Annotated in this window: 21 protein-coding genes, 3 pseudogenes and 1 riboswitch; of the genes and pseudogenes, 11 read left to right on the plus strand and 13 right to left on the minus strand. The window is 62.7% G+C overall.

The genetic code is table 11. The annotated features are described in order from the left end of the window. Positions 1-4: 4 nt before the first annotated feature. Together JOY50_RS26545 and JOY50_RS26550 are read right to left on the minus strand one after the other, a co-directional pair. Positions 5-916, minus strand: coding sequence for an aldo/keto reductase (locus JOY50_RS26545; RefSeq protein WP_138736367.1), 912 nt, complete (start codon positions 914-916; stop codon positions 5-7). A gap of 89 nt (positions 917-1,005) precedes the next feature. Next, a complete protein-coding gene (locus tag JOY50_RS26550) occupies positions 1,006-1,866 on the minus strand; it encodes a Dyp-type peroxidase (RefSeq protein ID WP_132840885.1) in 861 nt (286 codons plus the stop codon). Positions 1,867-2,050: 184 nt separating this feature from the next. Here JOY50_RS26550 and JOY50_RS26555 point away from each other — a divergent pair, with 184 nt between their 5' ends. After that, positions 2,051-2,944, plus strand: coding sequence for a bile acid:sodium symporter family protein (locus JOY50_RS26555; RefSeq protein ID WP_019470745.1), 894 nt, complete (start codon positions 2,051-2,053; stop codon positions 2,942-2,944). A gap of 165 nt (positions 2,945-3,109) precedes the next feature. Here JOY50_RS26555 and JOY50_RS26560 read toward each other — a convergent pair whose 3' ends face one another. After that, complete coding sequence (locus JOY50_RS26560) at positions 3,110-3,577, minus strand: sterol desaturase family protein (protein WP_132840883.1); 468 nt, start codon at positions 3,575-3,577, stop codon at positions 3,110-3,112. 397 nt (positions 3,578-3,974) lie between these two features. Between JOY50_RS26560 and JOY50_RS26565 the strand changes: the two are divergent. Beyond that, a pseudogene (locus tag JOY50_RS26565) lies at positions 3,975-4,175 on the plus strand (MgtC/SapB family protein); the annotation flags it as partial. Between the two features lie 179 nt (positions 4,176-4,354). Here JOY50_RS26565 and JOY50_RS26570 read toward each other — a convergent pair. Then, positions 4,355-5,923, minus strand: a complete 1,569-nt coding sequence (locus JOY50_RS26570; RefSeq protein ID WP_138736365.1) for a sensor domain-containing diguanylate cyclase — start codon at positions 5,921-5,923, stop codon at positions 4,355-4,357. 152 nt (positions 5,924-6,075) lie between these two features. Here JOY50_RS26570 and JOY50_RS26575 point away from each other — a divergent pair, with 152 nt between their 5' ends. Both JOY50_RS26575 and JOY50_RS26580 read left to right on the plus strand, forming a co-directional pair. Continuing rightward, positions 6,076-6,576 carry a DUF4142 domain-containing protein gene (locus JOY50_RS26575; RefSeq protein ID WP_028614005.1) on the plus strand — a complete coding sequence of 167 codons (501 nt, stop codon included), beginning with the start codon at positions 6,076-6,078 and terminating at the stop codon, positions 6,574-6,576. A gap of 8 nt (positions 6,577-6,584) precedes the next feature. Beyond that, positions 6,585-6,836, plus strand: coding sequence for a hypothetical protein (locus tag JOY50_RS26580; protein WP_028614004.1), 252 nt, complete (start codon positions 6,585-6,587; stop codon positions 6,834-6,836). A 98-nt stretch (positions 6,837-6,934) separates the two neighbouring features. Here JOY50_RS26580 and JOY50_RS26585 read toward each other — a convergent pair whose 3' ends face one another. Next, entirely contained in the window at positions 6,935-7,099 is a 165-nt protein-coding gene (locus tag JOY50_RS26585; protein ID WP_243056084.1) for a DUF6021 family protein, read from the minus strand. Between the two features lie 55 nt (positions 7,100-7,154). After that, positions 7,155-8,141 carry a DNA-binding protein gene (locus tag JOY50_RS26590; RefSeq protein ID WP_132840878.1) on the minus strand — a complete coding sequence of 329 codons (987 nt, stop codon included), beginning with the start codon at positions 8,139-8,141 and terminating at the stop codon, positions 7,155-7,157. Between the two features lie 239 nt (positions 8,142-8,380). On the opposite strand from JOY50_RS26590, the gene JOY50_RS26595 reads away from it, so the two are divergent. The 3 genes and pseudogenes from JOY50_RS26595 to JOY50_RS26605 all read left to right on the plus strand — a co-directional run. Then, complete coding sequence (locus tag JOY50_RS26595) at positions 8,381-8,986, plus strand: transcriptional regulator (protein WP_132840875.1); 606 nt, start codon at positions 8,381-8,383, stop codon at positions 8,984-8,986. 102 nt (positions 8,987-9,088) lie between these two features. Continuing rightward, the gene (locus JOY50_RS26600) at positions 9,089-10,090 is read left to right on the plus strand and encodes a threonine/serine dehydratase (RefSeq protein WP_243056085.1); all 1,002 of its coding nucleotides are present in this window, start codon (positions 9,089-9,091) and stop codon (positions 10,088-10,090) included. Continuing rightward, positions 10,087-10,434 (plus strand): annotated as a pseudogene (locus JOY50_RS26605) (ornithine cyclodeaminase family protein); the annotation flags it as partial. The gene JOY50_RS26600 and the pseudogene JOY50_RS26605, both read left to right, overlap by 4 nt. A gap of 41 nt (positions 10,435-10,475) precedes the next feature. Here JOY50_RS26605 and codA read toward each other — a convergent pair. The 5 genes from codA to JOY50_RS26630 form a co-directional block, all read right to left on the minus strand. After that, positions 10,476-11,717, minus strand: a complete 1,242-nt coding sequence (gene codA / locus JOY50_RS26610; RefSeq protein WP_132840870.1) for a cytosine deaminase — start codon at positions 11,715-11,717, stop codon at positions 10,476-10,478. Between the two features lie 4 nt (positions 11,718-11,721). After that, positions 11,722-12,939 (minus strand): PucR family transcriptional regulator, encoded by a 1,218-nt coding sequence (locus tag JOY50_RS26615; RefSeq protein ID WP_132840868.1) that lies wholly within the window; start codon positions 12,937-12,939, stop codon positions 11,722-11,724. After that, on the minus strand, positions 12,936-14,201 hold the full coding sequence (gene codB / locus JOY50_RS26620) for a cytosine permease (protein WP_243056086.1): 1,266 nt from the start codon (positions 14,199-14,201) through the stop codon (positions 12,936-12,938). The genes JOY50_RS26615 and codB overlap by 4 nt, the downstream gene beginning before the upstream one ends. A gap of 359 nt (positions 14,202-14,560) precedes the next feature. Beyond that, positions 14,561-15,226: a thiaminase II gene (gene tenA / locus JOY50_RS26625; RefSeq protein ID WP_132840863.1), complete on the minus strand. Its 666-nt coding sequence runs from the start codon at positions 15,224-15,226 to the stop codon at positions 14,561-14,563. Continuing rightward, positions 15,223-15,870, minus strand: a complete 648-nt coding sequence (locus tag JOY50_RS26630; RefSeq protein ID WP_063424202.1) for a TenA family protein — start codon at positions 15,868-15,870, stop codon at positions 15,223-15,225. Before JOY50_RS26630 ends, tenA begins: the two co-directional genes overlap by 4 nt. A 78-nt stretch (positions 15,871-15,948) precedes the next feature. After that, positions 15,949-16,063: riboswitch (TPP riboswitch) on the minus strand. A gap of 250 nt (positions 16,064-16,313) precedes the next feature. Between JOY50_RS26630 and JOY50_RS26635 the strand changes: the two genes are divergently transcribed. The 4 genes from JOY50_RS26635 (at position 16,314) to JOY50_RS26650 (ending at position 24,383) form a co-directional block, all read left to right on the plus strand. Next, positions 16,314-19,709, plus strand: a complete 3,396-nt coding sequence (locus JOY50_RS26635; protein ID WP_243056087.1) for an Ig-like domain-containing protein — start codon at positions 16,314-16,316, stop codon at positions 19,707-19,709. Between the two features lie 100 nt (positions 19,710-19,809). Then, the gene (locus JOY50_RS26640; RefSeq protein ID WP_243056088.1) at positions 19,810-20,793 is read left to right on the plus strand and encodes an SCO family protein; all 984 of its coding nucleotides are present in this window, start codon (positions 19,810-19,812) and stop codon (positions 20,791-20,793) included. A gap of 81 nt (positions 20,794-20,874) precedes the next feature. Continuing rightward, the gene (locus JOY50_RS26645) at positions 20,875-23,199 is read left to right on the plus strand and encodes a bifunctional diguanylate cyclase/phosphodiesterase (protein ID WP_138736358.1); all 2,325 of its coding nucleotides are present in this window, start codon (positions 20,875-20,877) and stop codon (positions 23,197-23,199) included. Between the two features lie 176 nt (positions 23,200-23,375). Beyond that, positions 23,376-24,383 carry a site-specific integrase gene (locus JOY50_RS26650; protein WP_132840853.1) on the plus strand — a complete coding sequence of 336 codons (1,008 nt, stop codon included), beginning with the start codon at positions 23,376-23,378 and terminating at the stop codon, positions 24,381-24,383. On the opposite strand, the gene JOY50_RS26655 is transcribed toward JOY50_RS26650, so the two are convergent. After that, entirely contained in the window at positions 24,373-25,482 is a 1,110-nt protein-coding gene (locus tag JOY50_RS26655) for an SMP-30/gluconolactonase/LRE family protein (protein WP_243056091.1), read from the minus strand. The two genes, JOY50_RS26650 and JOY50_RS26655, sit on opposite strands and share 11 nt — an antisense overlap. A 54-nt stretch (positions 25,483-25,536) precedes the next feature. Then, a pseudogene (locus JOY50_RS26660) lies at positions 25,537-26,097 on the minus strand (SDR family NAD(P)-dependent oxidoreductase); the annotation flags it as partial. Positions 26,098-26,178 lie beyond the last annotated feature (81 nt).

The raw sequence follows: 26,178 nt of genomic DNA on the forward strand, positions 1-26,178 counted from the left end.
GATCTCAGGCAAACTGCTTGATCAGCGCCTGTTGCTGCGCCTGGGTGAGCAGGGGTTCATGCCCGGCCTTGAGCTGGTCGAGCTGGCGATCGGGCCGGCCGGTAGCAGGGATGACCGTGGTCACTGCCGGGTGGCTGATGGCGAACCTGAGAAACAGCTGCGCCCAGCTGCCAATGCCCGCTTCGGCGGCCCAGCCCGGCAAGGCCTGGTCCTTGACCTTGGCAAACAGGCGACCATCATCGAAGGCCCGGTTGATCAGCACCGCAACGCCCTTGTCCTGGCACAGCGGCAGCAGTTCGCGGGCAGCGTCGGGAGCATTGACCGAGTAATTGATCTGGATGAAGTCCAGCGGCTCGCTGCGCACGATACGGGCGACTTCGTCTTGGCCACTGTTCAGGTAATGGGTTATGCCGACATAGCGGGTCTTGCCCTGCCGCTTCAGCTCGCGGGCATAGGGCAGCTGGGTCTGCCAGTCACGCAAGTTGTGGATCTGCAGCAAGTCGACCTTGTCGGTGCGCAGGCTCTTCAGGCTGCCGGCCCATTGCGCTTCGGCGTCGGCACGGCTGTCGGCGGCGATCTTGGTGGCAATGAAGCATTGCCGGTGCCAACCGCCCTCTTCCAGCAACTGGCCAAGAATGCTGTCGGCACCGCCGTAGTTGGGGGACGTGTCGATCACCCGGCCGCCCCCTTCGAAAAACGCCTTGAGCACCGCCTTCAACTGCTGATACTGGGCCGAGTCGGGTTCTACCTCGAAACTGCCAGAGGTACCGGCACCGATCACGGGCAACGCCTCACCGGTGGACGGCACTTTGCGGGTCAGCAAACCCGCCGGGGTGGCGGCGTGCAGCCAGGGGCTGACGGCGGCCAGCAACCCCAGCGTGGCACCCGCGCGTAGGACATCACGACGTGCGTACATGGAAAAGCTCCCGTCATGAATCGGAAACTTTCAAGGCTAGCCGCACTATCCCGTGCCGGCAGGCGTTTCTGTATCTGGATGTTTAGTGATCAGGCCAGCAGCAGGCTCAGGTCAACACCCGTCTCGCCCATCGGCGGGCACCAGTAATAGCCACCGGTCAGTGGCCGGCTGAAGCGGTACAGGCCGTCGATGATGCCGTCCTCCAGGCCGCTCATGCGCCGCAGCTGTACTTCAAATGCATCGAAGCTGTGGCCCAGGGCAACGAAGGCAAGGCCGGCGCCACGCTGGTCTGTCCAGGCCACCGAGCGACGGACCATGAACGCTTCGGGGTCAAAGCTTTCCTGGGCGGTGCGCTTGACGTGCGCAGACTCGGGGGCGTCGTCGAGCTCTTCGTTGTCGCTCAGGCGGCGGCCGATGATGTTGTCCTGGTCAGCCTGGGGCAGCGACTTGAAGTACTCCAGGTCGTGCTTCCACAGCTGAAACGCCGCAAAGCTGGCGCCGTCGGCAGTAATGGCCGCCTGCACAGCGTCTTCGTCCACCGGGTTTTCGGTGCCGTCTTCGTAGCCCGTCAGGTCATGGCCGCCACGGTGCAGGAAGCCGTCAACGCTGTCCGTCAGGCGCAGGGCCGGTGCCAGCGCGTGCTCCAGGGCCTGGGCGCGCAGTAGCAGATCGCCGCGCTCGTTACCGCGCAGCCACAGCCACAGCGCGTGCTGGGTGCTCGGGTTCTCCACGGCGGCGTCCAGCAGGGGGAAAGCTCGCAGGCCAGGCACAGCACGGCCCAGGGCCTTGGCCAGCGGTGCACCGACACCCAGGATCAGCTGGTCGCCATCGACCTGCGGCAGCAAGGCATCCAGAGCGGCAGGCAGCGCCTCGGGCGATTGCAGGGTGAAAAACAGGTGACGGGCATGGGCCGGCACCGGGGTGGCAAGCAGCCCTTTCTGGAACGGCATGACAGGCTAATCCTCGGATAAAAGCGGAATGCTACTGCGCCGGCAGGCCTGCTGCAATGCGGCATGCAGCCTCGCCAATTGCCGCAGTTGGTAACAAACGGTTACCAATAGCTGGCCCTTTGCGATTAGCTATCAATCAGGGCCGACCTACACTGCTCGAGATCCTTCGCCCGAGAGCCTGCCCATGACTGCCTCGCCCTTGCTCACCGCCTTTCTGCCGCTTGCCTTGGGCATCATCATGCTCGGCCTTGGGCTGTCGCTGACCCTGGCCGACTTCGCTCGCGTGGTGAAGTACCCCAAGCCAGTGGTGGTGGGCCTGGCCTGCCAGATTCTGCTGCTTCCGCTGGTGTGCTTCCTGATCGCCAACGGCTTTGGCCTGGAGTCGGCCCTGGCGGTGGGGCTGATGCTGTTGGCCGCTTCGCCGGGTGGTACCACGGCCAACCTGTTCAGCCATCTGGCCCATGGCGATGTGGCGTTGAACATCACGCTCACGGCCGTCAACTCGTTGATCGCGATTTTGACCATGCCGTTGCTGGTGAACTTGTCGCTGAGCTGGTTCATGGCCTCGGACCAAGCCATTCCACTGCAGTTTGCCAAGGTCTTGCAGGTATTTGCGATTGTCCTGCTGCCGGTCGCCCTGGGTATGCTGATTCGCCGTTACGCCCCTGCTTTTGCCGCACGCATGCAGAAACCGATGAAACTGGTGGCGGCACTGTTCCTGGCCTTTACCATTGTCCTGGCGCTGGCCAAGGATTGGCAGACCGTGGTCGAGTACGCTCCGGTGGTGGGCCTGGCTGCGCTGTTGTTCAACCTGCTGAGCCTGGCCGTGGGCTACTGGGTGCCGCGCCTGTTGAACATCCCCAAGCGCCAGGCAATTGCCATCGGCATGGAAATCGGCATTCACAACGGCACGTTGGCGATTGCCTTGGCGCTGAGCCCCTCATTGCTGAACAACGCAACCATGGCGGTGCCGGCGGCGCTGTACAGCCTGATCATGTTCTTCACGGCGGCGGGGTTTGGCTGGTGGGTCAGCCGCGGGCATGTGGCCGCGCAGCCCGAGGGTGAAACCGCAAATTGATGGTGTCAGACCTGTACTGCCCTTTGTAGGAGCGGCCTTGTGTCGCGATGGGCTGCGAAGCAGCCCCGGCCATCTGTGCATTTGTGCAGAAATCCTGGGGCTGCTTCGCAGCCCATCGCGACACAAGGCCGCTCCTACAAGGGGCCGAGTCAACCGCCCGGGTCGTTATGGCTGACCGCGCTCGCGCCGAAGCTGCTGCTTCAACACCTTCAACGGCGGCGCATAGAAAAACCCGAACGACACACTCCCCGTGCGCCCCTTCACCGCGTGGTGCAACTGGTGCGCACGGTGCAGGCGCTTGAGGTAGCGGTTGAGCGGCCGTGGTTTGCGCGGCCAATGCCGGTGAAAGAAGCCGTCGTGGGCCACGACATACAACATGCCGTACCCCGCCACGCCGCCACCCACCCACTGCAACGGTGCATAACCACTTTTGCCCAAGGCGACCAGCGCTGTGGCGATGAGCCCCAAAGCCAGCAGGTACAGGTCGTTGGTTTCGAGCATGCCCAGGTGTGGCTCATGGTGCGAGCGGTGCAGCCACCAGCCCCAGCCATGCATGATGTACTTGTGAGCCAGCGTGCCAACGCCCTCCATGGCCACCAGGGTGCCGAACAATACGGCGAGATTGAACAGCATGGAACGGTCCGGTGGATGGCAAAGGGAGGCGCAAGGGTACCGGCTGCCCAGGTTTTTTTCCATGCGGGCGTGACGGGTTGCAGGCCACTCACGGATGAAGCCATCGTCATGTTTTCACCCTTGACCTGCTCTGCAGCGCGGCGTATGGTCCGCGACGCAATTTTGCCTTCCTCAACAGGAGACCTGCCTTGGACAGTAGCCCCAGTCGCTTGCGACAGGCCCACGTGGCGCGCTAGCCCGGCAGTGTCCTGCACTGTCTGGCCGCTCTGGCAAGACGGTGGTTTCCTGTAACCCCCGCTTCTTCTCCCCTCCTCGTGGTCCTGCGCATTTTTCTGGTTTTTCAACCACGCCAACTGATGGCGTTCATGCGGGCGTCTGCCTGCGGAAGAGGTTTGCTATGGATTGGAAAGTATTTCTGCTGCGCGTCAGCATGGCCCTGCTACTCGGAGCACTGATCGGTGCCCAACGGCAATTGCGCCAACGCCTGACAGGGCTGCGCACCAATGCGCTGGTGAGTACCGGTGCCTGCCTGTTCGTGCTGATGACCCAGGCGGTGCCAGGCATGGCACCTGCCGATGCGTCGCGCGTCGCCGCCTATGGAAAGAGATTCTGGGTGGCAGAGGATCCGGCTGGGCGCATTGCGGGGTTTGCGTGCGCCCGGCTTGCGGGCCGAACGACTGCGGGGCATGCTTGCCAGTGAGCACGTTCCCGGTCTGCAAGGGCGATGTGCAATGCGCCTCTGCCTTGCTCATTAGCCGCTGGGGGCGCAACGCCAGATCACGAATCCACACCCAGCACCACACTCCCCGCCACGCTATACCGGTCCCGTCCCTGCTGTTTGGCCTGGTACAACGCCCGATCTGCCGCCGCGACCAGCGCCTCGGCAGTCACGCCCTCCCGCGCCAGGTCACCCACTGCGATCCCCGCACTGAACGATACCCGTCCCAATGGGCTGGCCGCATGCTCCAGCATCTGGCGGCGTAACAGTTGCTGCAGCTCCTGCACCAGCGCCTCTGCCCCACGGCCATCGGTGTCGGGCAACAACAGCGTGAACTCCTCGCCACCATAGCGCACAGCCAGGTCGGCAGGCCGCTTCAAGGCCTGTTGCAGCACTTCGGCAAAGCGCCGCAGGCACTGGTCGCCTGCCGGGTGCCCGTAGTGGTCGTTATAGGCTTTGAAGTAATCAAGGTCGAGCATCACCAGCGCCAGCGAATACCCCTGGCGGCGTGCCCGGCGCAGCTCTGACTCGAACACCGCATCCAGCCGGCGACGGTTACCCAGCCCGGTCAGGCTGTCGGTCAAGGCCAGCGCTTTCAGGGTCTGATGTGCCTGGAGCAGCGCCCGCTCTATGGCAATGCGCTCGCGCAACTGGCGCAGCACCACACCTGCGAACGCGGCCAGCCCGACCAGTAACAGCAACAGTACCGCCACCGATTTGATTGCATCATGCCGCCAAGGCGCGACGATCGACTCACGCGACAAGCCCGCCTCCACTACCAGCGGGTAGCTCGATAACGCGCGATAGCCATACAGCCGCGGCGTGCCATCGATCACCGCGACCGCCTCGGCTACGCCTTCTGCGGCATACGGCAAGTGATTACGGAAGATCTCGCTATTGGCCAGGCTGCGGCCTACCACCTGTGCCACGAACGGGCGCCGCACCAGGATGGTACCGTCACGCTTGGCCAGCACCAGCGCACCGCGTTCGTCGATCTTGAAGTCGCCGTAATAGCGCACGAACCATTCCACTTTGATGGTGCCCAGCAATACACCGGCGAAGCTGCCGTCGGCATATTCCAGGCGCCTGGAAATAGGAATGATCAGATCGCCTGTCGAACGGCTGCGTACCACCGAACCGATACGTACCCCCCGGTCGGTGTGGTTGCGATGGTAAGCAAAGTAGTCGCGGTCGGCGTTATTGGCGTTGGGCGGGATTGCCGGCTGATCGGTGACGATCCAGCTACCGTCCGGGCCGTAAACGAACAGCCCGTGCAGTTGCGGCATGATGCGTTTGTGCTGCACCAGCAAGGCATGCAGGCGCGGCCGGTCGATGTGCTCGAAACCGTCGCCTTCCAGCCGCTCGGCCAAGGCAGCGGTAATGGCGTCGACCTGGCGGATAGCGTCCTCGGCATGCTGCGCCGTCGCCCGGGCCAGGTTGCTGACCATGTTCTCGGCATTGCTGTACGCGTGCCGGTAGTCACGCCAGATGCGCCAGCCTTCCACCAGCACAAATGCAAGCATCACGGCCAACATGAAAGCCAGTACCAGGCGGAACAGCGCCACGGCGCGGCCCTCGCCTGTTAGCGTGAAAAGTCCGTCGTCATCCTGTTTCCTGGCTGCGCACATTGGAGTCCCTGGCCATACCGCGTTCGCCGCCCTTCACTATAGTTCAGCGTCGGACAGACGAAACCGGCGGCAAAAAAGATTAAACCTTTGCCTCACCCTCACCCTCAACTGTAAGCGACACTGAGGTCGCGCCACGGTTTAAGGAGTGAAGCATGAGCAATCTCTTCATCAAGCGCGTTGGTTTCTCCATGGTGTTGGGCCTGGCATCGGTGCACGCACTGGCGGCGAGCTCCGACGACTTCGTCGATGCGGCCACCGAGGCCGGCATTGCCGAAGTGGTCACCGGCAACCTGGCCAAGGAAAAAAGCCAGAATGCCGAAATCAAGACGTTCGCCCAGCAAATGGTCACTGACCACACCCAGGCCAACCAGAAACTCGGCGACATCGCCCGCAAGCTGGACATTTCCGTTCCGGACGAGGCAGCCATGACCGACAAGGTCAAGAAAATGATCCTGGAATGGCGTGATGAATCGTTCGACAAGTCGTACCTCAACAACCAGGTCGACGCTCACGAAAAAGCGGTGGAACTGTTCAAGAAAGAAGCTGCATCGTCCGACAAGGCCGAGCTGAAGGCCTTTGCCAGCGAAACCCTGCCCAAACTCGAACAGCACCTGGAGCATGCCAAGGCGCTTCAGGCCAAGCACGCCAAGTGAGGCCCCCCATGAGTAACGATGCATTGAAAACCGAAGTGCTTACCCGCCTGCTGCATGCGCACCCTGAAGGGCTGGGCAAGGAAGTGCTGGACAACTACCGCGGTGAGAAAGCGGTGGCCGGCATGCTCAAGACACTGCAGGAAGCCGGCCTGATCCACGACGGCAGCGTGGTGGTGGGAAGTGACCACCAGATCAGCGTGCACTACCCGATCAAGCTGTCGGCGTCGGGTGTCGAAGCTGCGCGACAAGCCGAATCCTGAATACCCGCGCGTCGCGCCATATGGCCGCTCTTATGGGAAACCTGCTAGCTCAATGAGCTAGCAGGGGCTCTGCTTGAGCGGGCTGGGCCTAAGCGCATTCACTTGTCCTTTTCAATGTCTCTGGGCGCCTTGGCCGGCCCTTGCGGATCCACCTGTGGGTCGTCGACATCCGGGGAATCAGGGTCGAATCCAAGGTCGTCCGGTTTATCCGCCTGCTCCGTCGAGTGAGGCCCCTCTTTGCGTACTGGCTCTGAATAATGCATGGCGTTTTCTCCCGTGAGTGTCAAAGGAAGAACGCGCCAGCCACGGAAAGTTTGATTAATCTGCTACGGGGGCCAGTTGCGCGCGACATTGCGCCAGTGCCTGGTCACGTTCCTTCAGCTGCTCCTCAAACCGCTGCAACTGCCGCGCCTGTTCAGCGCACACATCGCGCCTGTTCTCCAGGCTTTGCGCTTGCACATCCAGCTGCCGGCGCATTTCCTCACTGGCGCCCTGGGCCTGGGCCAGGATCGTGCGCAAACCCTGAATCTGCGCATCGCGTTGTTCCAGCAACTCGTCCTGCGCCCGGCACTCACTGGCCGCCTGACGGTGCTCACCCAGCAAACGCTCGTTATCCCGGTGCAGGCGGGTCAGTTCGTCCTGTTTGACGATCATGCCCTGCTGCAACTGACGCACTTCCACCTGCATCTGCTGCAACTGCGCTTCGTGGCGGCGCTGTTCCTGCTCGCGCTGTTCACGGCTGGCATTGCGATAGTGCTCCAGGGCATCACGGGCATGGCGGTGCTTGTCTTCCAGCGACTTGACCTGTTCGTCCTTGTCGGCCAGGCGCACCTGCAACTCACCCAGCGATTGGTTAAGGCTGGCACTGCGTAGCTGTTCGGCTTGCAGCGTGCTTTGTGTGGACAACAGCTTTTCTGTCTCGGCGGCCAATGCCGCTGCATCGATCTTGTGCTGCTGATGTGCAGCGGCCAAGGCCTGCTGGGCGATTTCCAACTGCGCCTCCAGCTTTTCCCGCTGTTGAGTGAACGTGCTCTGCGCCTGCTCGATCTTCAGGTCGGCTTCGTCCTGCAGCTGGGTTGCCAATTGCCCGACCAGGCGGCTAAGCACATCGCTCAGCGCCACGCCGCCTTCAGAAGCCACCGGTTGCTGGCCGTTCAACTCCTTCAGGTAGCGGTGGATCGTGGTTTTGGAGCCGGTATTGCCCAGCTCGATACGTATGGCATCGATGCTGGGGTTCTCGCCCCGGGCAATCAGCGCCTGACGCGCCTGCTGCACTACCACCTTGTTGATACCGCCCCGGGCCATGCTTGCTCCTACGATTTTGTACTGTGTTATGTACCATGTAATTACGTACTAATTATGGCGATAATTCACCATGCCTGCAAACATTTCCTCAGGCGGAATAATCACGGCTTATCGCATGTGATAAGCAAAATGCTGTTGTTTTCGACGCAGCCAGCCGTACGGAAGCCGCAGGCGCACGACCTTGTGCCGGTTACGCTTTGCCGCCACCATGGGCGTCCAGCACTGATCACCGACAGAAAATGAACCTGGAAAACTACAAGGCAATCGCCGACAGCATCGCCCTGCTGCTGTACCCGCACGCTGAAGTCATCGTCCATGACCTGCGCAGCCAGACGGTGGTGCACATCGCCAACAACTTCTCCCAGCGCAAGCTGGGCGATGATTCGGCGATCGAGCACGAATTGGGCGATGTGCTTGACGGCGCCAACCTGGGCCCGTACGAGAAGCTCAACTGGAACGGCCAGAAGGTCCGGTCTATCAGTACCGTCCTGCGCAACGCAGAGGGCGAAGCCGAGCACCTGATGTGCATCAATCTGAACGTGTCGGTACTGGAGCAAGCCCGTGTCGCGCTCGATGCGTTCTTCCAGATGGGCCGGCTGGTACCGCAACCTGACTCGCTGTTCCGCAACGACTGGCAGGAACGTATCAACACTTTTCTGCATGCGTGGCTGCAAGCGCGCAACCTCTCGCTACAGACACTGCAGATGAAGGACAAGCGCAGCCTCGTGCAGGCACTGCACGCCGAAGGCGCGTTCGAAGGACGAAGTGGTGCTGACTATGTCGCCAACGTGCTGAGCATGGGCCGGGCCACCGTGTACAAGTACCTGAAGGAGCTGAAGACCTAGCGCGCCCTTGACCGACAGAACGCCGCCACCGGCTGTGCTCGCGCACTTGTCTACCATGGACAATTGTTCTATCGTAGACAGATATTCCATATGGAGCGCAGCATGCCAGTCTTTACAGCTTCACCGACCTTTGTCGACAGCCTTTACCTCGATGCACTGTACGAATCCATCAAGGAAGCACACAGCGCACTGCGCCCAGCCGTCAGCATCACACCGCTCACCTACAGCGCCCGGTTGTCGGCTTTGACCGGCTGCGAAGTCTTGTTGAAATGCGAACACCTGCAGCACACGGGGTCGTTCAAGTTCCGTGGCGCCAGCAACAAGATCCGCCTGCTGCCGACCGAAGCACGCAAGCATGGGGTAATCGCTGCTTCTTCCGGCAACCATGGGCAGGCACTCGCATTGGCCGGCAAAACGGCTGGCGTGCCAGTGACTGTCTACACCGCCACTTCCGCCTCACCATACAAACTGGAGGCGATGCGTGCGCTGGGCGCCGAAGTGCTTTGCCTGCCCACGGACCCGCTAAGTGCAGAGCTGGAGGCAGGCAGGCAAGCCAAGGCTCAGGGTGTACCGTTCGTGTCCCCCTACAACGACCTGCAAGTCATTGCCGGCCAGGGCACCATCGGCATGGAGTTGTTCGAGCAGGCACCCGACCTGGACGCGGTGTTTGCCGCCGTCGGCGGTGGCGGGATGATTGCCGGCATCGCTGCCGCCTTGCGCGTGCTCAAGCCGGGTACCGAGATAATCGGCTGCTGGCCGGCGAATGATCCTGCACTGGAGCAATCCCTCAAGGCCGGAGAGATTGTCGAGGTGGACGCCCGCGAAACGCTGTCGGACGGCACAGCTGGCGGCGTCGAGCCCGGCGCCATCACCTTGCCACTGTGCCAGGCGTTGCTCACCGATACCGTACTGCTCAGCGAAAACGAAATTCGCGCCGCCATGCGCGCTATCGCCAGCAATGAACGCTGGATCATCGAAGGCGCTGCAGCGGTTGCGGTCGCCGGCATGCAAAAGCTCGCCGAGCGCTATCAGGGCAAGCGTGTCGCAGTGATCCTGTGCGGCCGTAACATCGTGCTGGAAAAATTCCTCGACGCCGTTCAATGAAAGTCTTCAGCAAGGCGCAGATCACCGCCAGCTTCAACCCGGAGCTGGCGGTTAGCCTGCTGGAAGAAGGCTTCATCGCCTACTCCAGCGGCAAGGTCCAGGTACCGCCCGTGCAGGCCTTCGCATTTCAAGCGGCGAACGGTGACTGCTGCGTGAAATCGGCCTACATCGAAGGCAGCCCTACCTTCACCGTCAAGCTTTCAACCGGTTTTTATGACAACCCTTCCAAGGGCCTGCCGAGCAACGATGGCCTGATGCTGGTCCTCTCGGCGCTCACCGGGCAGCGGCTGGCACTGCTGCAGGACCAAGGCTGGCTGACCGCCATGCGCACCGCGCTGGCCGGCGTATCGCTGCCCGGCACTGAGCACCTGAACCCATAGCGAAGTCAGAGCAAACGCTGCACCTGCGCCGGCGTACGCTGCATCAGCACCTTGCCATTGCGTACCGACACCAGTGCATGCCCCTGGGTGCGCACCATTTCGTAATCGTCAGGCGCCGACAACAGCAACAGGTTTGCCGGCCGCCCCACCTCGATGCCGTAGCGCTCGCCCAGGTTCAAGGTGCGGGCGCTGTTATCGGTGATCAGGTCAAGGCAACGCTGAAGGTCTTCGTAGCCGAGCATGTGGCAGATGTGCAGGCCGGCCTCAAGAATGCGCAGGATGTTGCCGTTGCCCAGCGGGTACCACGGGTCGACGATGGAGTCCTGGCCAAAGCACACGTTCATCCCGGCACGGTCGATCTCGGCAACACGGGTGACGCCACGGCGTTTGGGGTAGTTGTCAAAGCGCCCCTGCAGGTGAATGCTCTCGGTCGGGCACGACACGAAGTTGATGCCCGACAGCTTGAGCAGGCGGAACAGCTTGTAACAGTACGCATTGTCATACGAGCCCATGGCCACGGTATGGCTGGCCGTCACCCGGGCACCCATGCCGCGCACCCGGGCCTCTTCGGCCAACACTTCAAGAAAACGTGATTGCGGGTCATCGGTCTCGTCGCAGTGCACGTCCACCAGGCAACCGGTACGCTCGGCCAGATCCATCAGGAACTTCACCGACGACACGCCCTGGTCGCGGGTGTTCTCGAAATGCGGAATGCCGCCGACCACATCGGCGCCGATGGCCACCGCTTCGGTCATCAGCGCCCGGCCGTTGGCGTACGACTCGATCCCCTCCTGCGGGAAGGCGACAATCTGCAGGTCGACCAGCTCGCGTACTTCGTCACGCACCTCGACCATGGCCTTGAGCGCGGTGAGTTTCGGGTCGGTCACATCGACGTGGGTGCGCACATGCTGGATTCCGTGGTCCACCAGCATGCCGATGGTCTTTTTCGCGCGTGTCTTGATGTCTTCATGGGTGGTGATTTCCTTGCGCTCAGCCCAGCATTCGATGCCTTCGAACAGGGTCCCGCTCATGTTCCACCGGGGTTCGCCGGCAGTCAGTGTGGCGTCGAGGTGGATATGCGGCTCGACAAAGGGCGCCACCACCAGGTTTTGCCCTGCGTCCAGATCATGGGCGGGAACGGGCGCCACCACCTCGGCCTGCGGCACGATGGCGGCAATGCGCTCGGCGTTCAGTTCGATGCGGAACAGACCAGGTTTGCCGCGCAGCCGTGCGTTGATGATGTTCATGCTGTTACTCCTTGTCGTGGGCTTCACTCATGCGCCATACCAGCATGGCGACCGAAGCATTCATGCGAAAAAGCGGGTCATCAATGGACTGCCCGCTTAGTTGTTCGATGCGCTGGATGCGCTGATTGATGGTATTGCGGTGCAGCCCCAGGCGCTGTGCGGCCTTTTGCCCGTTGCCGTTTTCCATAAGCAAGGCGTCGAGGGTGTGCACCAAGGCATTGGCCTGCTTGCGCCCAGGGGCGATCAACGGGCCGAGCGTACGGCTGACGAAATCGTCGACCAGCGAGCGGTCGATGATGCCTTGCAGCAGGCGCAGCACGCCAAGTTCACTGAAGTTGCAATAGCCGTTGGCTGGGCGCAGGTGCTGCGCGACGTCCAGGGCCTGACGAGCCTCGTTGAGGGCCTGGCGATAGTGCGCGCAATCGTCGGCGACGCTCGACAAACCCATGTGCAAACTCAGTTCACACGTCGTGGCCTGCAACTGCCGGTAAAGCACAGCCAACGTCTCAGGCAAGTCGTGCGTATCTGCCAGCAGTACCACGAACAGATCACCCGGCAGCTGCGCCATCACGCTGCCTGCCCGTTGGCGGCACCAGGCTTCAAGCTGGTCTTCCAGGGCCTGACGGGTAGCTTGCCAGGTACGCTCGCCGTGGGTCAGCCCATGGCGCTCGAACAAGCCATCCACGCCCGCTAGGCGCAAAGCCAGCAAGCGCCGCGGTTCGTCCAGTGCCAGATGCAGGTGCGCTGCCCGCTGCCGGGCAATGGCCAGGCTCGGGTAGTCACCCGTGAGCAGCTGGCCAAGGATATCGTGACGCGAGCGGCGTACCTGGCTCATCTGCACCAGCGCCGTGCCGATCAGGTGGGTCACCACCACCATCTTCAGCGCATAGGGCTGCTCGATCAGCGGCATGCCAAGTTGCTCGGCTCGCGCAATGACAGACGCAGGCACGCTCTGGATAAAGCTGCCGCCAGTGAGAATCACCATGCCGGCGATGCCCACTGCGTCGCCATCTTCCACCAGGCTCAGCAGGTTGGCCTCACCGCGCGGGTGGTTGATGCCAGTGACGAACACCAGTTCACCGCCCATTACCCATTCGGCAATGCCTTCGTTTTCCGCCACATACGGCCAGCGCACCCGCCGCTGAAGGTTACGTGCCCCGGCCAGCACACGCATCTCGTGCAGGCCAGGCAAATGCAGGATCTCGTCCAGCGCCAGGCTCACGGCTCCACGCCCGCCTGGCCTGGTGCCCTGTGGCGTGCGCCCAGTTCGAGCAGGGCGATGTAGCACAGGGCCGAGGCGCCGATACCCACCAGCGGCGCGACCCACGGCGAGGCATAGGCCAGCACCGCGCCCACGGCATAGGCAAACAGCCCGATAAGGTTGTAGCGTGGCAGGCTTACCGTGGCCAGTGCCGGGTACTTGCCGCGGTGGCGATACCAGAAGTCAGCCATGATCACCCCGCCCACCGGTGGAATGATCGAGCCCAGCAGCACCAGGAACGGGATCAGCATTTCGTACATGCCACCAATCGCCAGCACTATGCCAACCCCGGCCGCCAGCAGGGTTGCCGTGCGCCTGCGCCCGCTGCGCAGCAAATGGCAGGCGGCGGCCGACACGTTGTAGATGGTCGGCCCCTGAATGGTCCACAGGTTCAGGCACAGCATCACCACCGCCGCGAACGACAAGCCCTGCAGCATCATCACTTCGACGATGTCGGCCTGCTGGTAAATCATCGCGCACCAGGCACCGGCCACCACCATCAGGCCGTTACCCACAAGAAACGCGACCACGCTGGCGATCACCGCCACCCGGCCGCTACGCGACAAGCGTGTCCAGTTGGTGGCTTGGGTGGCGCCACTGGCGAAGGTGCCGAAGACCATGGTCACTGCGGCCGAAAAGGTCATGGTTTCGTGCGGTACTACTGCGGCCAGGCCGGCAAAGCCACCGACATCGCGGGTGGCAATGTACATCGAGACCAACAGCAGCACGAACATCAACGGCACCGAGACTCGCGACAGCACGTCCAGGCCCTTGAAGCCGATGATGGCAGTAATGCTGAAGCCCAGGCCAAACAACACCATCAACGGCACGCTGAAACCTTCTGCCAGCCCCAGCAGCTTGACCAGCACGATGGCCACGGTGGCTGTGCCCCAGGCGTACCAGCCCAGTTCAGCAAAACCCAGCAGAAAGTCCGAAAGCCGACTGCCCGCTTCACCAAAACAGAAACGCCCCATCAGCACAGTGTTCAGCCCACTACGCGCGGCGATGAATGCCAACGCAGCGGCATACAAGGCCAGCAGGCTGTTGCCAAGGGTGGCCACCCACAACATGTCGACAAAATTGAAGGCCATGCCTAGCTTGCCGCCGGCGAACATGGTGCCCGTGAAAAAGGTAAAGCTGAACAGCACCATCGCAATCGGCAGCAGGCCCTTGCGGGCGGATTGCGGGGCTTCGCTGAGGGGGAATTCGCTGGGTGAGCTCATTGCACGGGGCTCCGGGTGGTAGTTGGGAGCTGGAAGAGCAATATGCGGGCCGCTTTTTCGAGGGCCGAAACCCGGAATCAAATCGGGCAGGCAGCCCAGAAGGTGATGTGCACTGTGAACATTAAAGTCGCATTTCGGCGTCATGAAGGTGTGCTGAACGACTTATTTTGAGGCATTCATGCACCAAAGCGGGCTTTGGCTGGGTAGGATTCACCCAGTCGACCAAGCACTTTGGGCCTGCTGCGCAGCCCATCGCCGGCAAGCCGAGCTCCCACAGGTACGGTTCAACCCTTCAATCATTACGCGGTCCCTGTGGGAGCCCGGCTTGCCGGCGATGGGGCGCAAAGCGGCCCCGGGGGCTACGCCACCCCGTCCAGGCCCATCTGCCAGAAGTCCGCCTCCAGGCTGGATGCCTGGCCAAAGATCCCCACCAACTCGGCAAACCGCTGCTCGGTCATGCTCCGCGCTGCCAGCTCATCCAGGTGCTTGCGCGCTGCGGCCGCCACCCCCTGGTAGCCTTCACCGGCATACTCGCCAATCCACTCGCGGTACGGGTGTTTGCTCAAGTCGCCAATGCGCTCGGCCAAGGTCCGGCCGATCTCCGCATAGCCGATCACGCAAGGCGCCAGCGCCACATGCAGCTCCAACAGGTCACCGGCGGCGCCGCAGTCCAGCACGTAGCGAGTGTATGCCACCGTGGCCTGGTGCTCTGGCGCGGCCTCGATATCGGCCTGGGTCAGCCCCCAGCGGGCGCACAGGCGCAAGTGCAGATCGGTTTCATCCAGAATCGCCGCCAACCCGGCCTGCGCCGCGCGGATGTCGGCCGGGCGACGGCTCTTGTAGGCCGCCAGTGCCCAGGCACGGGCGAACTGGATGAGGAATAGGTAGTCCTGTACCAGGTAAGTGCGGAACGCTGCCTCACTCAGCGTGCCCTCACCCATCTGCCGCACAAAGTCATGGTCTACGTAGCTGCGCCACTGATGGGTGGCTGCGCCCTTGAGGCGCTCGAAGATATCCATGCTCATTTGCCCTCCGGGTAGACGGCATCGAAGAAGGCCAGCTCCAGCGCAACAGTGCGCTGGTAGAAGTCACTGGCCAGTGCGGCGTGCTGCGGGCCGACACGGTCCAGCTCGGCCTGCAGGAATGCAACGAAACTCTGGAATGCCGGGTTGTCGTGCAGGGTGATCCACTCGGCATGGACAAAGTTGTCCGGCATCGGTTTTGGCGCCTTCAGCGCCCAGTCCAGGTACAGGCCTTCGGCAACGTTGAGTACCGCCAAGGCCGCGGCGTATGAGCGGGTGGCTGCCGCTTCGCGCATGATCGCCTTGAAACCTGCGGTTGGCGCGGTATCAGCCGGCTCAATGCGTTGCGCCGGGCTTACATCCAGGGCCTCGAAAGCGCGCAGGAAGTAGGTGTTCTCATCGCTTGAGATCATCCCGGCAAAGCGGCCAAAGCGCAGGCGCGCCTCGAACGTATCGGCGGTGGCGATGGCCGCGCCGAGCAGGGTCAGGAAGCTGTCGAGAAAGCGATGGTCCTGCACCAGATAGTCGACCATGATCGGGTCCGGCAGGCTGCCGTCGCACAATTGGGTCACGAAACGGTGGCCAACGGCCGCCGACCAGGTCGGCTCGCTTTGGCGGCGCAGGGACTGGCTGAAACGTTCGGTCATGTTGCTGTCCTTGATGAAGGTGACAGCGAGACCTTGGCAGTTGACATGGACGGGCCTCGCAGTGAGGCCGGCAAAAAGGCAGGTAACAAGCCCCATCCCTTCGCCGGCATGATCCGGATCAGGTTCGAAGGGTCACCGCGCTGCAGCCTTCAGCGGTTTCTCAGCCCTCTGCTGGGCTCCCCTTGGTGGCCAACAGATATACCCCAGCGCGCCAGGGGTGTCACGCCCCAATCCCCCCAACCAATGGGCATTGGGTACCCGCTAGTGGGGACTTATACCCATTTTTGACGCCCCGTCATTTCGCGGGCATCAGGCGCCACAAGGATTTGTTTAACAAAGCATTACCGAAATAACTGTTGGCACAGCCGTTGCTCAGGGCCTTTTAACGGGCAAAACGCCATTGATGGCTTAGAGCCATACAGCCGCGAGCGAGGCACAAGGCAATGAAAACACCTGCCGTGATCCACCCTACAGGGCACGCATGGATGCTGTCTTCCGTCACTGCGCTAATGGTCAGCCTCGGACTGATCACGGCCATGGCCTCACCCATGGACGACAACAGCCAACCGTCGCCGACCGACCCATCGGCCTACACCGATCAGCCTGCCGACCCGACCCCGGCCTTGCTCAACCTCAACACCTTGCCAGAAGCTAACCAGGGCTCGCTTGAACTGATCAATGGCGCATACGGCGACCGCAATACGGTGCGTATAGACAACGTGCTGCCGCCCGCCCTGCAAACCTCGGACAGGTACCCCACCAACGGCAAGCCCAGCCCGTTGTTCGGTGCGCAGCCCTTCACCCAGCAATTGCTGCTGTTCGAAGAATTCGGGCCAGAGAAGCTGGACCCGACTACGCCGGCGCCCGAGCTGACCTTCCCTGTACCCACCCTCGGCGCGGCCCCCGCCCAAGACCCCAACGTAGTCGCGCGCAGCGGGCCAAGTGGCACGGCACTTGAGGCGTTTCTCAAGCAACCCGGCCTTTACCCGTTCCCGGCCCAGTACGCCAATGTGCTGGACCGCAACCCCTGGAAGGCGCAGATCGAGATGTTCCTCAACCGCCAGCCGGTCGGCTCGCCGGCCGAAGGCCGGCCGCCAGGAAAAGCCTGGTCGCACCAGCGCTGGAACGAGTTCTACCCACAGGCGGCGTTCAAGACCGCCCAGGCCGGTGCGCGCATCAACCTCGGCCTGCGTGACCGCAAACAGCTGCACAACTATGCGGTTGGCGAGTTCGCACCCGGCGGTCTGTATTACCAGACCTCCGACATCCCGACCACGCTGGGCACCACCAAGGGCATCGACACGCGCTTTCACCCGAACATGCCCTTGCAGAACCATAAATCACTGTGGACATTCGACGGCACCTTCCCGGCCAAGCTGCTGATGGTGCGCTATGGTCAGCCGATCCTGATGCGCCATTACAACGCCTTGCCTATCGACCCCTCTGCCAACGGCGGCTTTGGCCTGCACACCATCTCGACCCACGAGCATAATGGCCACTCCCCGGCTGAGAGCGATGGTTTTGCCAACGCTTACTTCTTCCCCGGCCAGTACTACGACTACCGTTGGCCGGTGCAACTGGCCGGCTACGACACCATCAACACCCGTGCCCAGGATCCGCGTGCGGCCTTCCCCTGCTCGCCGGGTGAAACCTTGTTCGTCAACGACGCCACGCCGGGCCTCAAAACCTGCCAGAACGGTAGCATCAAGATCCGCGGTGACTGGCGTGAAACCATGAGCACGCACTGGTTCCACGACCACATGATGGATTTCACGGCGCAGAACGTCTACAAGGGCAACGCCGTGATGATGAACTACTACAGTGCGCTGGACCGCGGTAACGAGGCCCTGCAGGATGGCGTAAACCTGCGTTTCCCCAGCGGCTCGGGCATGCCGTGGGGCAACCGTGACTATGACGTCAACCTGATGATTGCCGACAAGGCCTGGGATGCCAACGGCCAGCTGTGGTTCAACCCGTTCAACACCGATGGCTTCCTCGGCGACCAGATTCTGGTCAACTGGCAGTATCAGCCCAAGCTAAAGGTACGTGCGCGCAGCTACCGCTTCCGTATCCTCAACGGCTCGGTATCGCGCTACTTCAAGTTTGCCGTGGTGCGGGAAATTGCCGGGACCAGCGGTGAGTTCAAAGGCCCCTCCGGTTCCAACCTGTCGTATGCGCGGGTGCCGTTCCACATGATCGCCAACGACGGCAACATCATGGAACACGCCGTGCCATTCGACGGCACCCTGGACCTCAACGGCGACGGCAACCTGCAAGACAACAATGGCATCCTGCCGCTGCAAGCCATCGCCGAGCGCTACGACATCATCATCAACTTTGCCAAGAACGGCATCAAGGCCGGCGACAAGTTGTACTTCGTCAACCTCCAGGAGCACCGCACCGGCAAGGGCCCGGAAGCTGCCATTTCACTGGCCGATGTCCTGTCGGGCAAATACAAGGCGGTGATCAAGCAGACCAGCAAAGGCCCGCAGTGGGACAACGGCGACCCCGCAGTCGGCAAGTTCCTGCAATTGCTGGTGCAGCCTTACACCGGCCAGGACCTGAGCATGGACCCGGTGGCCTACGAGCCAGCCAAGCCAGGCAAGGCCGCAGGCCTGAAAATGCTGCCGCTGCCCATTGACCGCAACTCTGCCGCCGACCTGGCCAAGCTCAAGGATGCCCGCCACCGCGAATTCATCTTTGGCCGCTCCGACGGTACCGACACCAAGCCGTGGACCATCAAGACCGATGGTGGCTTCGGTTACAGCATGGACCCACGACGCATCACTGCTGCACCGCAATTGGCCAATCAGTCTACTGACGGTGGTTTCAGCGGGGATGGCACCCTGGAAGTGTGGAAAATCGTCAACGGTGGCGATGGCTGGAGCCACCCAGTACACGTGCACTTCGAGGAAGGCGTGATTCTCAGCCGCGACGGCAAGTCACCACCAGAATGGGAAAAATGGGCGCGCAAGGACGTGTACCGCATCGGGCCGGAGACTGATTCGTCGGAAGAAGTGGAAATGGCCATTCGCTTCCGCGAGTTCGCGGGTACCTACATGGAGCACTGCCACAACACCCAGCATGAGGACTCGTCGATGCTGCTGCGCTGGGACATTGAGCACCCGGGGCAGTTCCAGGTAATGCCGACCCCGCTGCCAGGGTGGGATGGCGTGCAATACATGGCTTCGGTGGGCCTGCCAACCTTCCGTACCAAAGGCTATGACGACAACGACGACCCGGCCAACAAGCCTCCCGTCGCGGCCAATGACAGTGCAGCAACAACTGCTGGCAAGGCAATTACGCTGAACGTGCTCGCCAACGACACCGACCCGGACGGCAACGTACCGCTAATCGTGACCGGCCTCAGCCAGCCGGACTCCGGCCTGGGCAGCGTCAGCACGGACGGTACCACGGTGACTTACACCCCACCTGCCACGGTCGCCACGCCGTTCACTGCCAGCTTCAACTACACGGCGCGTGATGCCAAGGGGGCCGAGTCGGTGACCCCGGCCACGGTCAGCATCGCTGTGAGCGCGGCGGCGGCGGTCGACCAGATCCAGGTCACCAGTGCCACGGTGCAGGTGCGCAGCGGCAACCGCTTCACCTGGGATGTGCAGGGGACGACCACGGTGGCCACCGGCAACAGCATCAGTGTGACTGCGGCAACCACCGGGGGCCCGGTAAGCCTGGGGAACGCCACGCTGACTGCCGCTACCACAGGTGCCCGCTGGCGGGTCTCGGTGACCACCACCGGCTTCGGCCCGGCCACGCCAGCCACGGTCACGGTGAAATCGACGCTGGGGCAGACGGTGACAGCGCCAGTCAGATATCAGTGAGTGCACCGCTCCCACAGAAGTCGCGCAGCTGCGAGCTCTGTGAAGTTCCTGTGGGAGCGGGCGTGCCCGCGAAGGGCTGCACACCATCGAGGACCCTATCATGCCCGGCTCATGGCGTTTCCTGCTGGTACTCGCGGTATTTGCCGCCAGCATCCCGTTCTGGCCACTGCAGACGCAACAACCGGTGGCCGAAAAAACCGCAAGCCCATGGGGCGCCGACTACTTTCCCAACATCCCCCTGCTCACCCAGGACGGCGGGAAGGTGCATTTCTTCGAGGACCTGATCAAGGACAAGGTGGTCGCCATCAACTTCATCTTTACCGGCTGCTCCGACTCCTGCCCGGTGGAAACCGCGCGCTTGCGCCAGGTGCAGAAGATTCTGGGGGACCGGGTCGGCAAGGATATCTTCCTCTATTCCATCAGTATCGACCCCTATAACGACACCCCGGCCACCCTAAAGCACTACGCCGAAAAGTTTGGCATCGGCCCTGGCTGGACGCTGCTCACCGGCGAGCCCGACGACATCGAGCAATTGCGCCGTAGCCTGGGGCTGTGGATCGAAGGCCTCGAAAACGGCCGCTCCAAAGACCACAACCTGAGCCTGATCATCGGCAACCAGGCCACTGGCCGCTGGATGAAGGCCTCGCCCTTCGAAAGCCCATACATCCTCGCGGACCGGCTGGGCAACAGCCTGCACAACTGGAAGCAGGCCAGCGCCATGAGCAATGACTACGCCCAGGCCCCTGAGATACGCGCGCCCAGCAGTGGTGAGCAGATCTTCCGCACCCGCTGCTCATCCTGCCACACCCTGGGCGATCACGCGCCAGGGCAGCCCGGCATCGGCCCGGACCTGCTGGGTGTGACCCGACAGCGTGACGCTAACTGGCTGGCCCGCTGGTTGAAAGAGCCCGACCGGATGCTGGCAGAGCAAGACCCGTTGGCCATGCTGCTGTACGAGCAGTACAACCGCCTGCCCATGCCCAACATGCGCCTGGGCGATGCCGAAGTCAGCGCACTGATCAGCTACATCGAGGAAGAAACCGCACGCCTTCAGGCGCCCCTGGCGGATACAGGAGCCCCTTAAAGGCAATTAGCCATCAGTCATCAGCCTGTCATCTGTCTGTCGTATTTTTTGAGCATCGCCCAGGGTCGGGAACTATCAGCAGTGATACGCCGTTCGCTTTCATCCGCCAGCCTTCTGCGGCTGCTGATCCTGATGCTGTGTGCAGCCACCCTGACCTTTCTCTGGGGGCTGCACATGACGCAGAAAGCCGCCGCCCGGCAGGACGCGTTATCGGCCAAGGCCGCCGAGCACCTGAACCTGGCCAGCATCGTCGGCGAAAGCCTGCGCCAGCTGGTCGACCGCGCCCAGGCCGTTGGCCGGGTCACCCAGGACGACATGAAGGTGCTGCGCCAAGGCAACTTCAGCCTGGCGCGGATACTGGCCGAAGACCCGGTGTTCAAGCGCATGAGCCTGTACGACCGGCAAGGCCGGCTGTTGTCGGCCAGCCATGCCGACGAGGCCAGCGCACTGCCCGAGGACTGGTTACGCCAGCTGCAAAGGCACGTTGCCCGCTATGGTTTCAAGCCCTTTTTGCCCAGTGTGCAGCCGCCTGGCCAGGACGCCACCCTGCCAAACTGGCGCCTGCCCTTTATGCTGCCGTTGACCGACCTGCCGGGCCGCGAGATTGAAAACATCCTCGTGGTGCAACTGGATATCGGCTACCTGGCGGTGCTGTTTCAGCATATCGACCTGGGGCGCAGCGGGCTGGTGCGCCTGCTGCAGGATGACGGCCTGGAGCGGCTGCGCATAGACACCAGTGGCGTGGTGGTCGCCGGCGATGCGTTGCAGCCAGAACTGCCGCATACCGGTAGCGAAACGGGCATGCTGGCCCAATACGCAGCCGGCGAAGCGTACCAGAGCCTTTACCGCCGTGTACCCGAGCGCGGGTTCAGCGTAGTGGTCAGCCAGCGCCAGGATGAAATCCTCGCGCCTTCGACCCTGGCCTATTCCCGACAATTCTGGTTGAACCTGAGCATGACGCTGATGATCATCGCCAGCCTGCTGTGGACCTTGCGCCTTTTGCGCAAGCGACAGGAGGCCTTTAGCGCACTGGAGCAGGCCCAGCAGGAAAACCAGCAGCTTATCGGCCGTCTTGAGGACGAACACCGGCGCAGCAGCCACGCCGCTGCCACCGACCACCTCAGCGGGCTGCACAACCGCCGCCAGTTCGTCGAGGTGGCCGGCCAGGCGCTGACCCGCCAGCGTGGCAAGCGCCGGTTAATGGCGATCCTGTTCATCGACATGGACCGCTTCAAGTCGATCAACGATTCGCTCGGGCACAAGATCGGCGACCTGCTGCTGCAGGCTGTGGCCGGGCGCATCCAGCGTTTGCTGGAACCCGGTGACGAGGCTTCGCGCTTTGGCGGCGACGAATTCGTGGTATTGCTGGCCGGCGAGCGCAGCGAAGACCAGATCAATGCCTGGGTCCGTGAGTTGGTCCTGCGGTTGTCGGCCACCTATGCCCTCGACGGCCAGGAGGTCAACACCAGCCCAAGCGTGGGCGTGAGCATCTGCCCGCGCGATGGCCAGGACATCGACAGCCTGATCCGTAGTGCCGACGCCGCAATGTACTCTGCCAAGCAGGCCGGTCGGGCCCAGTACCGCTTCTTCGATCCCTCGCTGAACCTTGCCGACATCCAGGCCTTCACCCTCGAACAGGCGTTCGGCAGCGCCTTGGCCGAGCGCCAGTTCGTGCTGCACTACCAGCCGCAGATCCGCCTCGACACCCAGCAGGTGCTGGGCTACGAAGCGCTGGTGCGTTGGGACCACCCCGAGTTCGGCCTGCTGTACCCGGACCGCTTCATCGACCTGGCGGAGCGCAGCGGCTTTATAGTCGACCTGGGCTGGGAGGTGTTGCGCCTGGCCTGTGAGGCTTTGGCGGGCTGGGCTGCCCAGGGCTGCGGAACGCGACTGGCCGTCAATGTGTCCGCCCTGCAACTGCGCCAGGGCGACTTCGCTGCGCGGTTGCTCAGCCAACTGCAACGGTATGCCATTGCCCCGCAGCAGCTAGAGCTGGAAATTACTGAAACCACCATCCTCGACCCCGAAGGTCCGGCAGTGGCGCACCTTCACACACTGCGCGGCGCCGGCCTGGGCATCAGCCTGGATGATTTCGGCCGCGGCTACGCCGGCTTCGCCCATCTGCATTCGCTGCCATTGAGCAAGCTCAAGATCGACCGCTCGTTGATAGCGCCGCTGTCCAACAGCCCCGATGACAGCCCGATCGTGACCTCCACCATTATCCTGGCCAAGCGCCTGGGCCTGGAAGTGGTCGCCGAAGGCGTGGAAACCCGCGAACAGGTGGTGTGCCTGAAGCTCGCCGGCTGTGATATCGCTCAGGGTTACCACTTCAGCCGGCCACTGTCGCCGGCGCAGTTGCGCGAGTACCCACCGTTCAATGGTGTCGAGGAGAGGGCATGCGTGTAATGCGAACCTTGGCGCTGCCCCACTGACCCCAGCTGACGCGTTACCCCTGCAGGAGCGACCTTGTGTCGCGATGGGCCGCAAAGCGGCCCCGACGATATCTGCTGCGAAGCTGACAATCTGGGCCCGCTTCGCGCGCCATCGCGACACAAGGCCGCTCCTACAGGCACCGCGCTGGCATGCAATATCCCCTGATTCGGTTTATCGTGTGCTCATTACCCACCGACACCCGCACCATGACCGATATCGAGCGCTACCTCCGCGCCGCCACCCGTGACAACACCCGGCGCAGCTACCAGGCTGCCATCGAGCACTTCGAAACCCACTGGGGCGGTTTTCTCCCGGCCACCGCCGAGAGCATTGCCCGCTACCTGGCCGACCACGCCGACCAGCATGCCGTCAGCACCCTGCGCCAGCGCCTGGCTGCGCTCAGCCAATGGCACGTCGCCCAAGGCTTCCCCGACCCGACCAAGGCGCCGCTGGTGCGCCAGGTGCTCCGCGGTATCCGCACCCTGCACCCGACGCCGCCCAAGCAGGCAGCCCCGCTGTTGTTGCAGCACCTGCAAACTGCGGTGACCTGTTTTGAAGAGGAGGCCCGCCAGGCACGTGAACATCACGACCTGGCCGCCCTGCGCCGGGCCCGGCGCGACAGTGCGCTACTGTTGCTGGGTTTCTGGCGTGGTTTTCGTGGTGATGAACTGGCGCGCCTGCGCATCGAGCATATTCAGGCCGAAGCCGGTGTCGGTATCACGTTGTTCCTGCCGCGCAGCAAGGGCGACCGTGAAGCCCTGGGCGTGCAACACCGCACCCCTGCTCTCAAGGCCTTGTGCCCGGTCACAGCCTACCTGCAATGGCTGGAGGTCGCCGGCATTGCCCATGGGCCGGTGTTCCGCAAGCTCGACCGCTGGGGCAACCTTGGGGACAGCGCGCTCAACAGCAACAGCCTGGTCGGCCTGCTGCGGCGCATGCTGGAGCGTGCCGGGGTACCGGCCGCGCTGTATACCGGCCACTCGCTACGGCGTGGCTTCGCCACCTGGGCAACCGCCAATGGCTGGGAACTGAAGTCGCTGATGAGCTATGTGGGTTGGAAAGACGCCAAGTCGGCCTTGCGCTATATCGACTCGGCGCAGCGCTTTGGCGAATTGGCCGTTTTACCGGCCAGCCAGACGCAACGGCTTATTCCTTGAAGCTGTGCCGGGCGACGCCGCCAGTTTCCGGGCGGATGGCATACAGGTCACCAGCATCGGGGTAATGATGCAGCTCTTCGGGGCTCATGTCGAAGCGCGCGGTGCTGATGTACAAGGTGTTCAAGCCCGGCCCGCCAAAGCAGCAGCTGGTGGGGCACGGCACCGGCATCAAGACCTGGTCGGTCAGGTGGCCGTGGCGGTCGTAGCGCAACAGGCAGCTGCCATGGTACTGGCACACCCACAGCCCGCCTTCGCGGTCCAGCGCCAGGCCATCCGGCCGCCCCAGTTCAGCGGGGGTTTCGGCAAACAGCGTTACCGCGCCCAGCCGGCCTTCGGCGAGGTATTCGGCACGGTAGATGGCGCGCGCCGCCGAATCGACGAAGTACACCGTATGGCCGTCCTGCGACCAGGCGAGGCCGGTGGGCAAGGCCATGTCGTCGTGGATCACCTGGTCGTTCAACTGCCCGTCGAAGCGGAACAGCGCCCCGGTATTGCCGCTCAAGGTTTCGTCCATCAGCCCGGTCACGAAGCGTCCTTGCGGGTCGCAGGCGCCGTCGTTGAAGCGGTAGGTCGAACGCGGGTGGACAGATGCAGAATGCTGAAGCACCTTGCGCGCCGGCACATCGAAGATGGCCACGCTAGCATCTTCTGTGAAAATCAGGTTGCCCCGGTCGGTCAGCGCCAATGCGCCAATGCGCGCGGCTGACGCGTAAAGGCTGTGAAATTCGCCATCCGGTGTCAGGCAGTTGATGCGCCCGCCAGAAATATCGACGAAGTACAACGCGCCGCTGCGCTCATCCCAGACCAGGCTTTCACCCAGGTCCGCGCGCGTATTGGCGACTTTGACTGGCACGTAGTTGCATTCCTTGATGCGGTTCCAGCGCTCGGCCACCTGCGCCAGGTCGTCGGCCTGCACACGGCCCAGGTCCCGGGGGTAGCTGACGCCGCTGTTTTCGTTGAAGCGTGTGGCGGTGAACTGGCCGTTGCTGGCGCGCAAGATGTAGCCGGTGTCATGGCACAGCGCACTGGCCAGGTACAGCACGCCAGGCGTAACCCACTCGGGCTTCAGCTCTTCTGGCGGTTGGCTGATACCCCACATGCGGGTCTTGGCCACCGGCGATATGGCATTGACCAGGATGCCGTGCTCCTGGCCCTCCATGCTCAGGGCGTTCATGATGCCGACCTGGGCCATCTTGCCGGCGGCGTAGGCCACCAGGCCAGGCTGCGCATAGCGCTGGTACATGGCGCGGTCCGAGGTGGTCAGCACTACCCGTGGCGCTGCGGAACGCTTGAGGTGGGCCCAGGCATGCTTGGCTAGCCACACGGGGGCCTGCACGTTGATGCCCAGCGCACGGTCCAGAAAGGCGGCTTCCTGATCCTCGATACGCTGGTAATCGACCCAGCCGGCATTGTGGATGAGGATATCCAGGGCACCGAAATGCTCGATGGCCAGCTCAACCAGTTGCTTGCAAGTGTCCTCGTTCTCCAGCTGGCCGGCGTGCCCAACCACAGCAAAGCCTTTGCCACGCATGACCGCCAGTGCGTGATTGAGCGCCGAGGCGTCGCGCCCTTGCCCGGATCGGTCGGTACCCAGATCGCTGATGACTACCCGCGCGCCGCGTTCGGCCAACGCCATGGCATAGGCCAAGCCAAGGCCCTGTGCGGCACCGGTGATGACCGCAACTTTGTTGTGAAAAGGGTTTGTAACGGGCATTTCAGGTTACCTTCGATTCTCCTTTTTACGATATCAACAAACAAATCCATGACTTAATATTAAAAGCATGAACGTTTGATA

Source organism: Pseudomonas sp. BP01 (assembly GCF_022760795.1).
GTDB classification, from domain to species: domain Bacteria; phylum Pseudomonadota; class Gammaproteobacteria; order Pseudomonadales; family Pseudomonadaceae; genus Aquipseudomonas; species Aquipseudomonas putida_Q.

What these genes read in the sequence shown, in the direction of transcription:
- JOY50_RS26650 (WP_132840853.1), top strand. Translation starts at nt 23,376, where the DNA reads ATGCAATATCCCCTGATTCGGTTTATCGTGTGCTCATTACCCACCGAC.
- JOY50_RS26550 (WP_132840885.1), bottom strand. Translation starts at nt 1,866, where the DNA reads ATGCCGTTCCAGAAAGGGCTGCTTGCCACCCCGGTGCCGGCCCATGCC.
- JOY50_RS26655 (WP_243056091.1), bottom strand. Translation starts at nt 25,482, where the DNA reads ATGTGGGGTATCAGCCAACCGCCAGAAGAGCTGAAGCCCGAGTGGGTT.
- JOY50_RS26595 (WP_132840875.1), top strand. Translation starts at nt 8,381, where the DNA reads ATGAACCTGGAAAACTACAAGGCAATCGCCGACAGCATCGCCCTGCTG.
- JOY50_RS26555 (WP_019470745.1), top strand. Translation starts at nt 2,051, where the DNA reads ATGACTGCCTCGCCCTTGCTCACCGCCTTTCTGCCGCTTGCCTTGGGC.
- JOY50_RS26560 (WP_132840883.1), bottom strand. Translation starts at nt 3,577, where the DNA reads ATGCTGTTCAATCTCGCCGTATTGTTCGGCACCCTGGTGGCCATGGAG.
- codB (WP_243056086.1), bottom strand. Translation starts at nt 14,201, where the DNA reads ATGAGCTCACCCAGCGAATTCCCCCTCAGCGAAGCCCCGCAATCCGCC.
- JOY50_RS26575 (WP_028614005.1), top strand. Translation starts at nt 6,076, where the DNA reads ATGAGCAATCTCTTCATCAAGCGCGTTGGTTTCTCCATGGTGTTGGGC.
- tenA (WP_132840863.1), bottom strand. Translation starts at nt 15,226, where the DNA reads ATGAGCATGGATATCTTCGAGCGCCTCAAGGGCGCAGCCACCCATCAG.
- JOY50_RS26590 (WP_132840878.1), bottom strand. Translation starts at nt 8,141, where the DNA reads ATGGCCCGGGGCGGTATCAACAAGGTGGTAGTGCAGCAGGCGCGTCAG.
- JOY50_RS26545 (WP_138736367.1), bottom strand. Translation starts at nt 916, where the DNA reads ATGTACGCACGTCGTGATGTCCTACGCGCGGGTGCCACGCTGGGGTTG.
- JOY50_RS26635 (WP_243056087.1), top strand. Translation starts at nt 16,314, where the DNA reads ATGAAAACACCTGCCGTGATCCACCCTACAGGGCACGCATGGATGCTG.
- codA (WP_132840870.1), bottom strand. Translation starts at nt 11,717, where the DNA reads ATGAACATCATCAACGCACGGCTGCGCGGCAAACCTGGTCTGTTCCGC.
- JOY50_RS26570 (WP_138736365.1), bottom strand. Translation starts at nt 5,923, where the DNA reads ATGTGCGCAGCCAGGAAACAGGATGACGACGGACTTTTCACGCTAACA.
- JOY50_RS26640 (WP_243056088.1), top strand. Translation starts at nt 19,810, where the DNA reads ATGCCCGGCTCATGGCGTTTCCTGCTGGTACTCGCGGTATTTGCCGCC.
- JOY50_RS26630 (WP_063424202.1), bottom strand. Translation starts at nt 15,870, where the DNA reads ATGACCGAACGTTTCAGCCAGTCCCTGCGCCGCCAAAGCGAGCCGACC.
- JOY50_RS26600 (WP_243056085.1), top strand. Translation starts at nt 9,089, where the DNA reads ATGCCAGTCTTTACAGCTTCACCGACCTTTGTCGACAGCCTTTACCTC.
- JOY50_RS26585 (WP_243056084.1), bottom strand. Translation starts at nt 7,099, where the DNA reads ATGCATTATTCAGAGCCAGTACGCAAAGAGGGGCCTCACTCGACGGAG.
- JOY50_RS26580 (WP_028614004.1), top strand. Translation starts at nt 6,585, where the DNA reads ATGAGTAACGATGCATTGAAAACCGAAGTGCTTACCCGCCTGCTGCAT.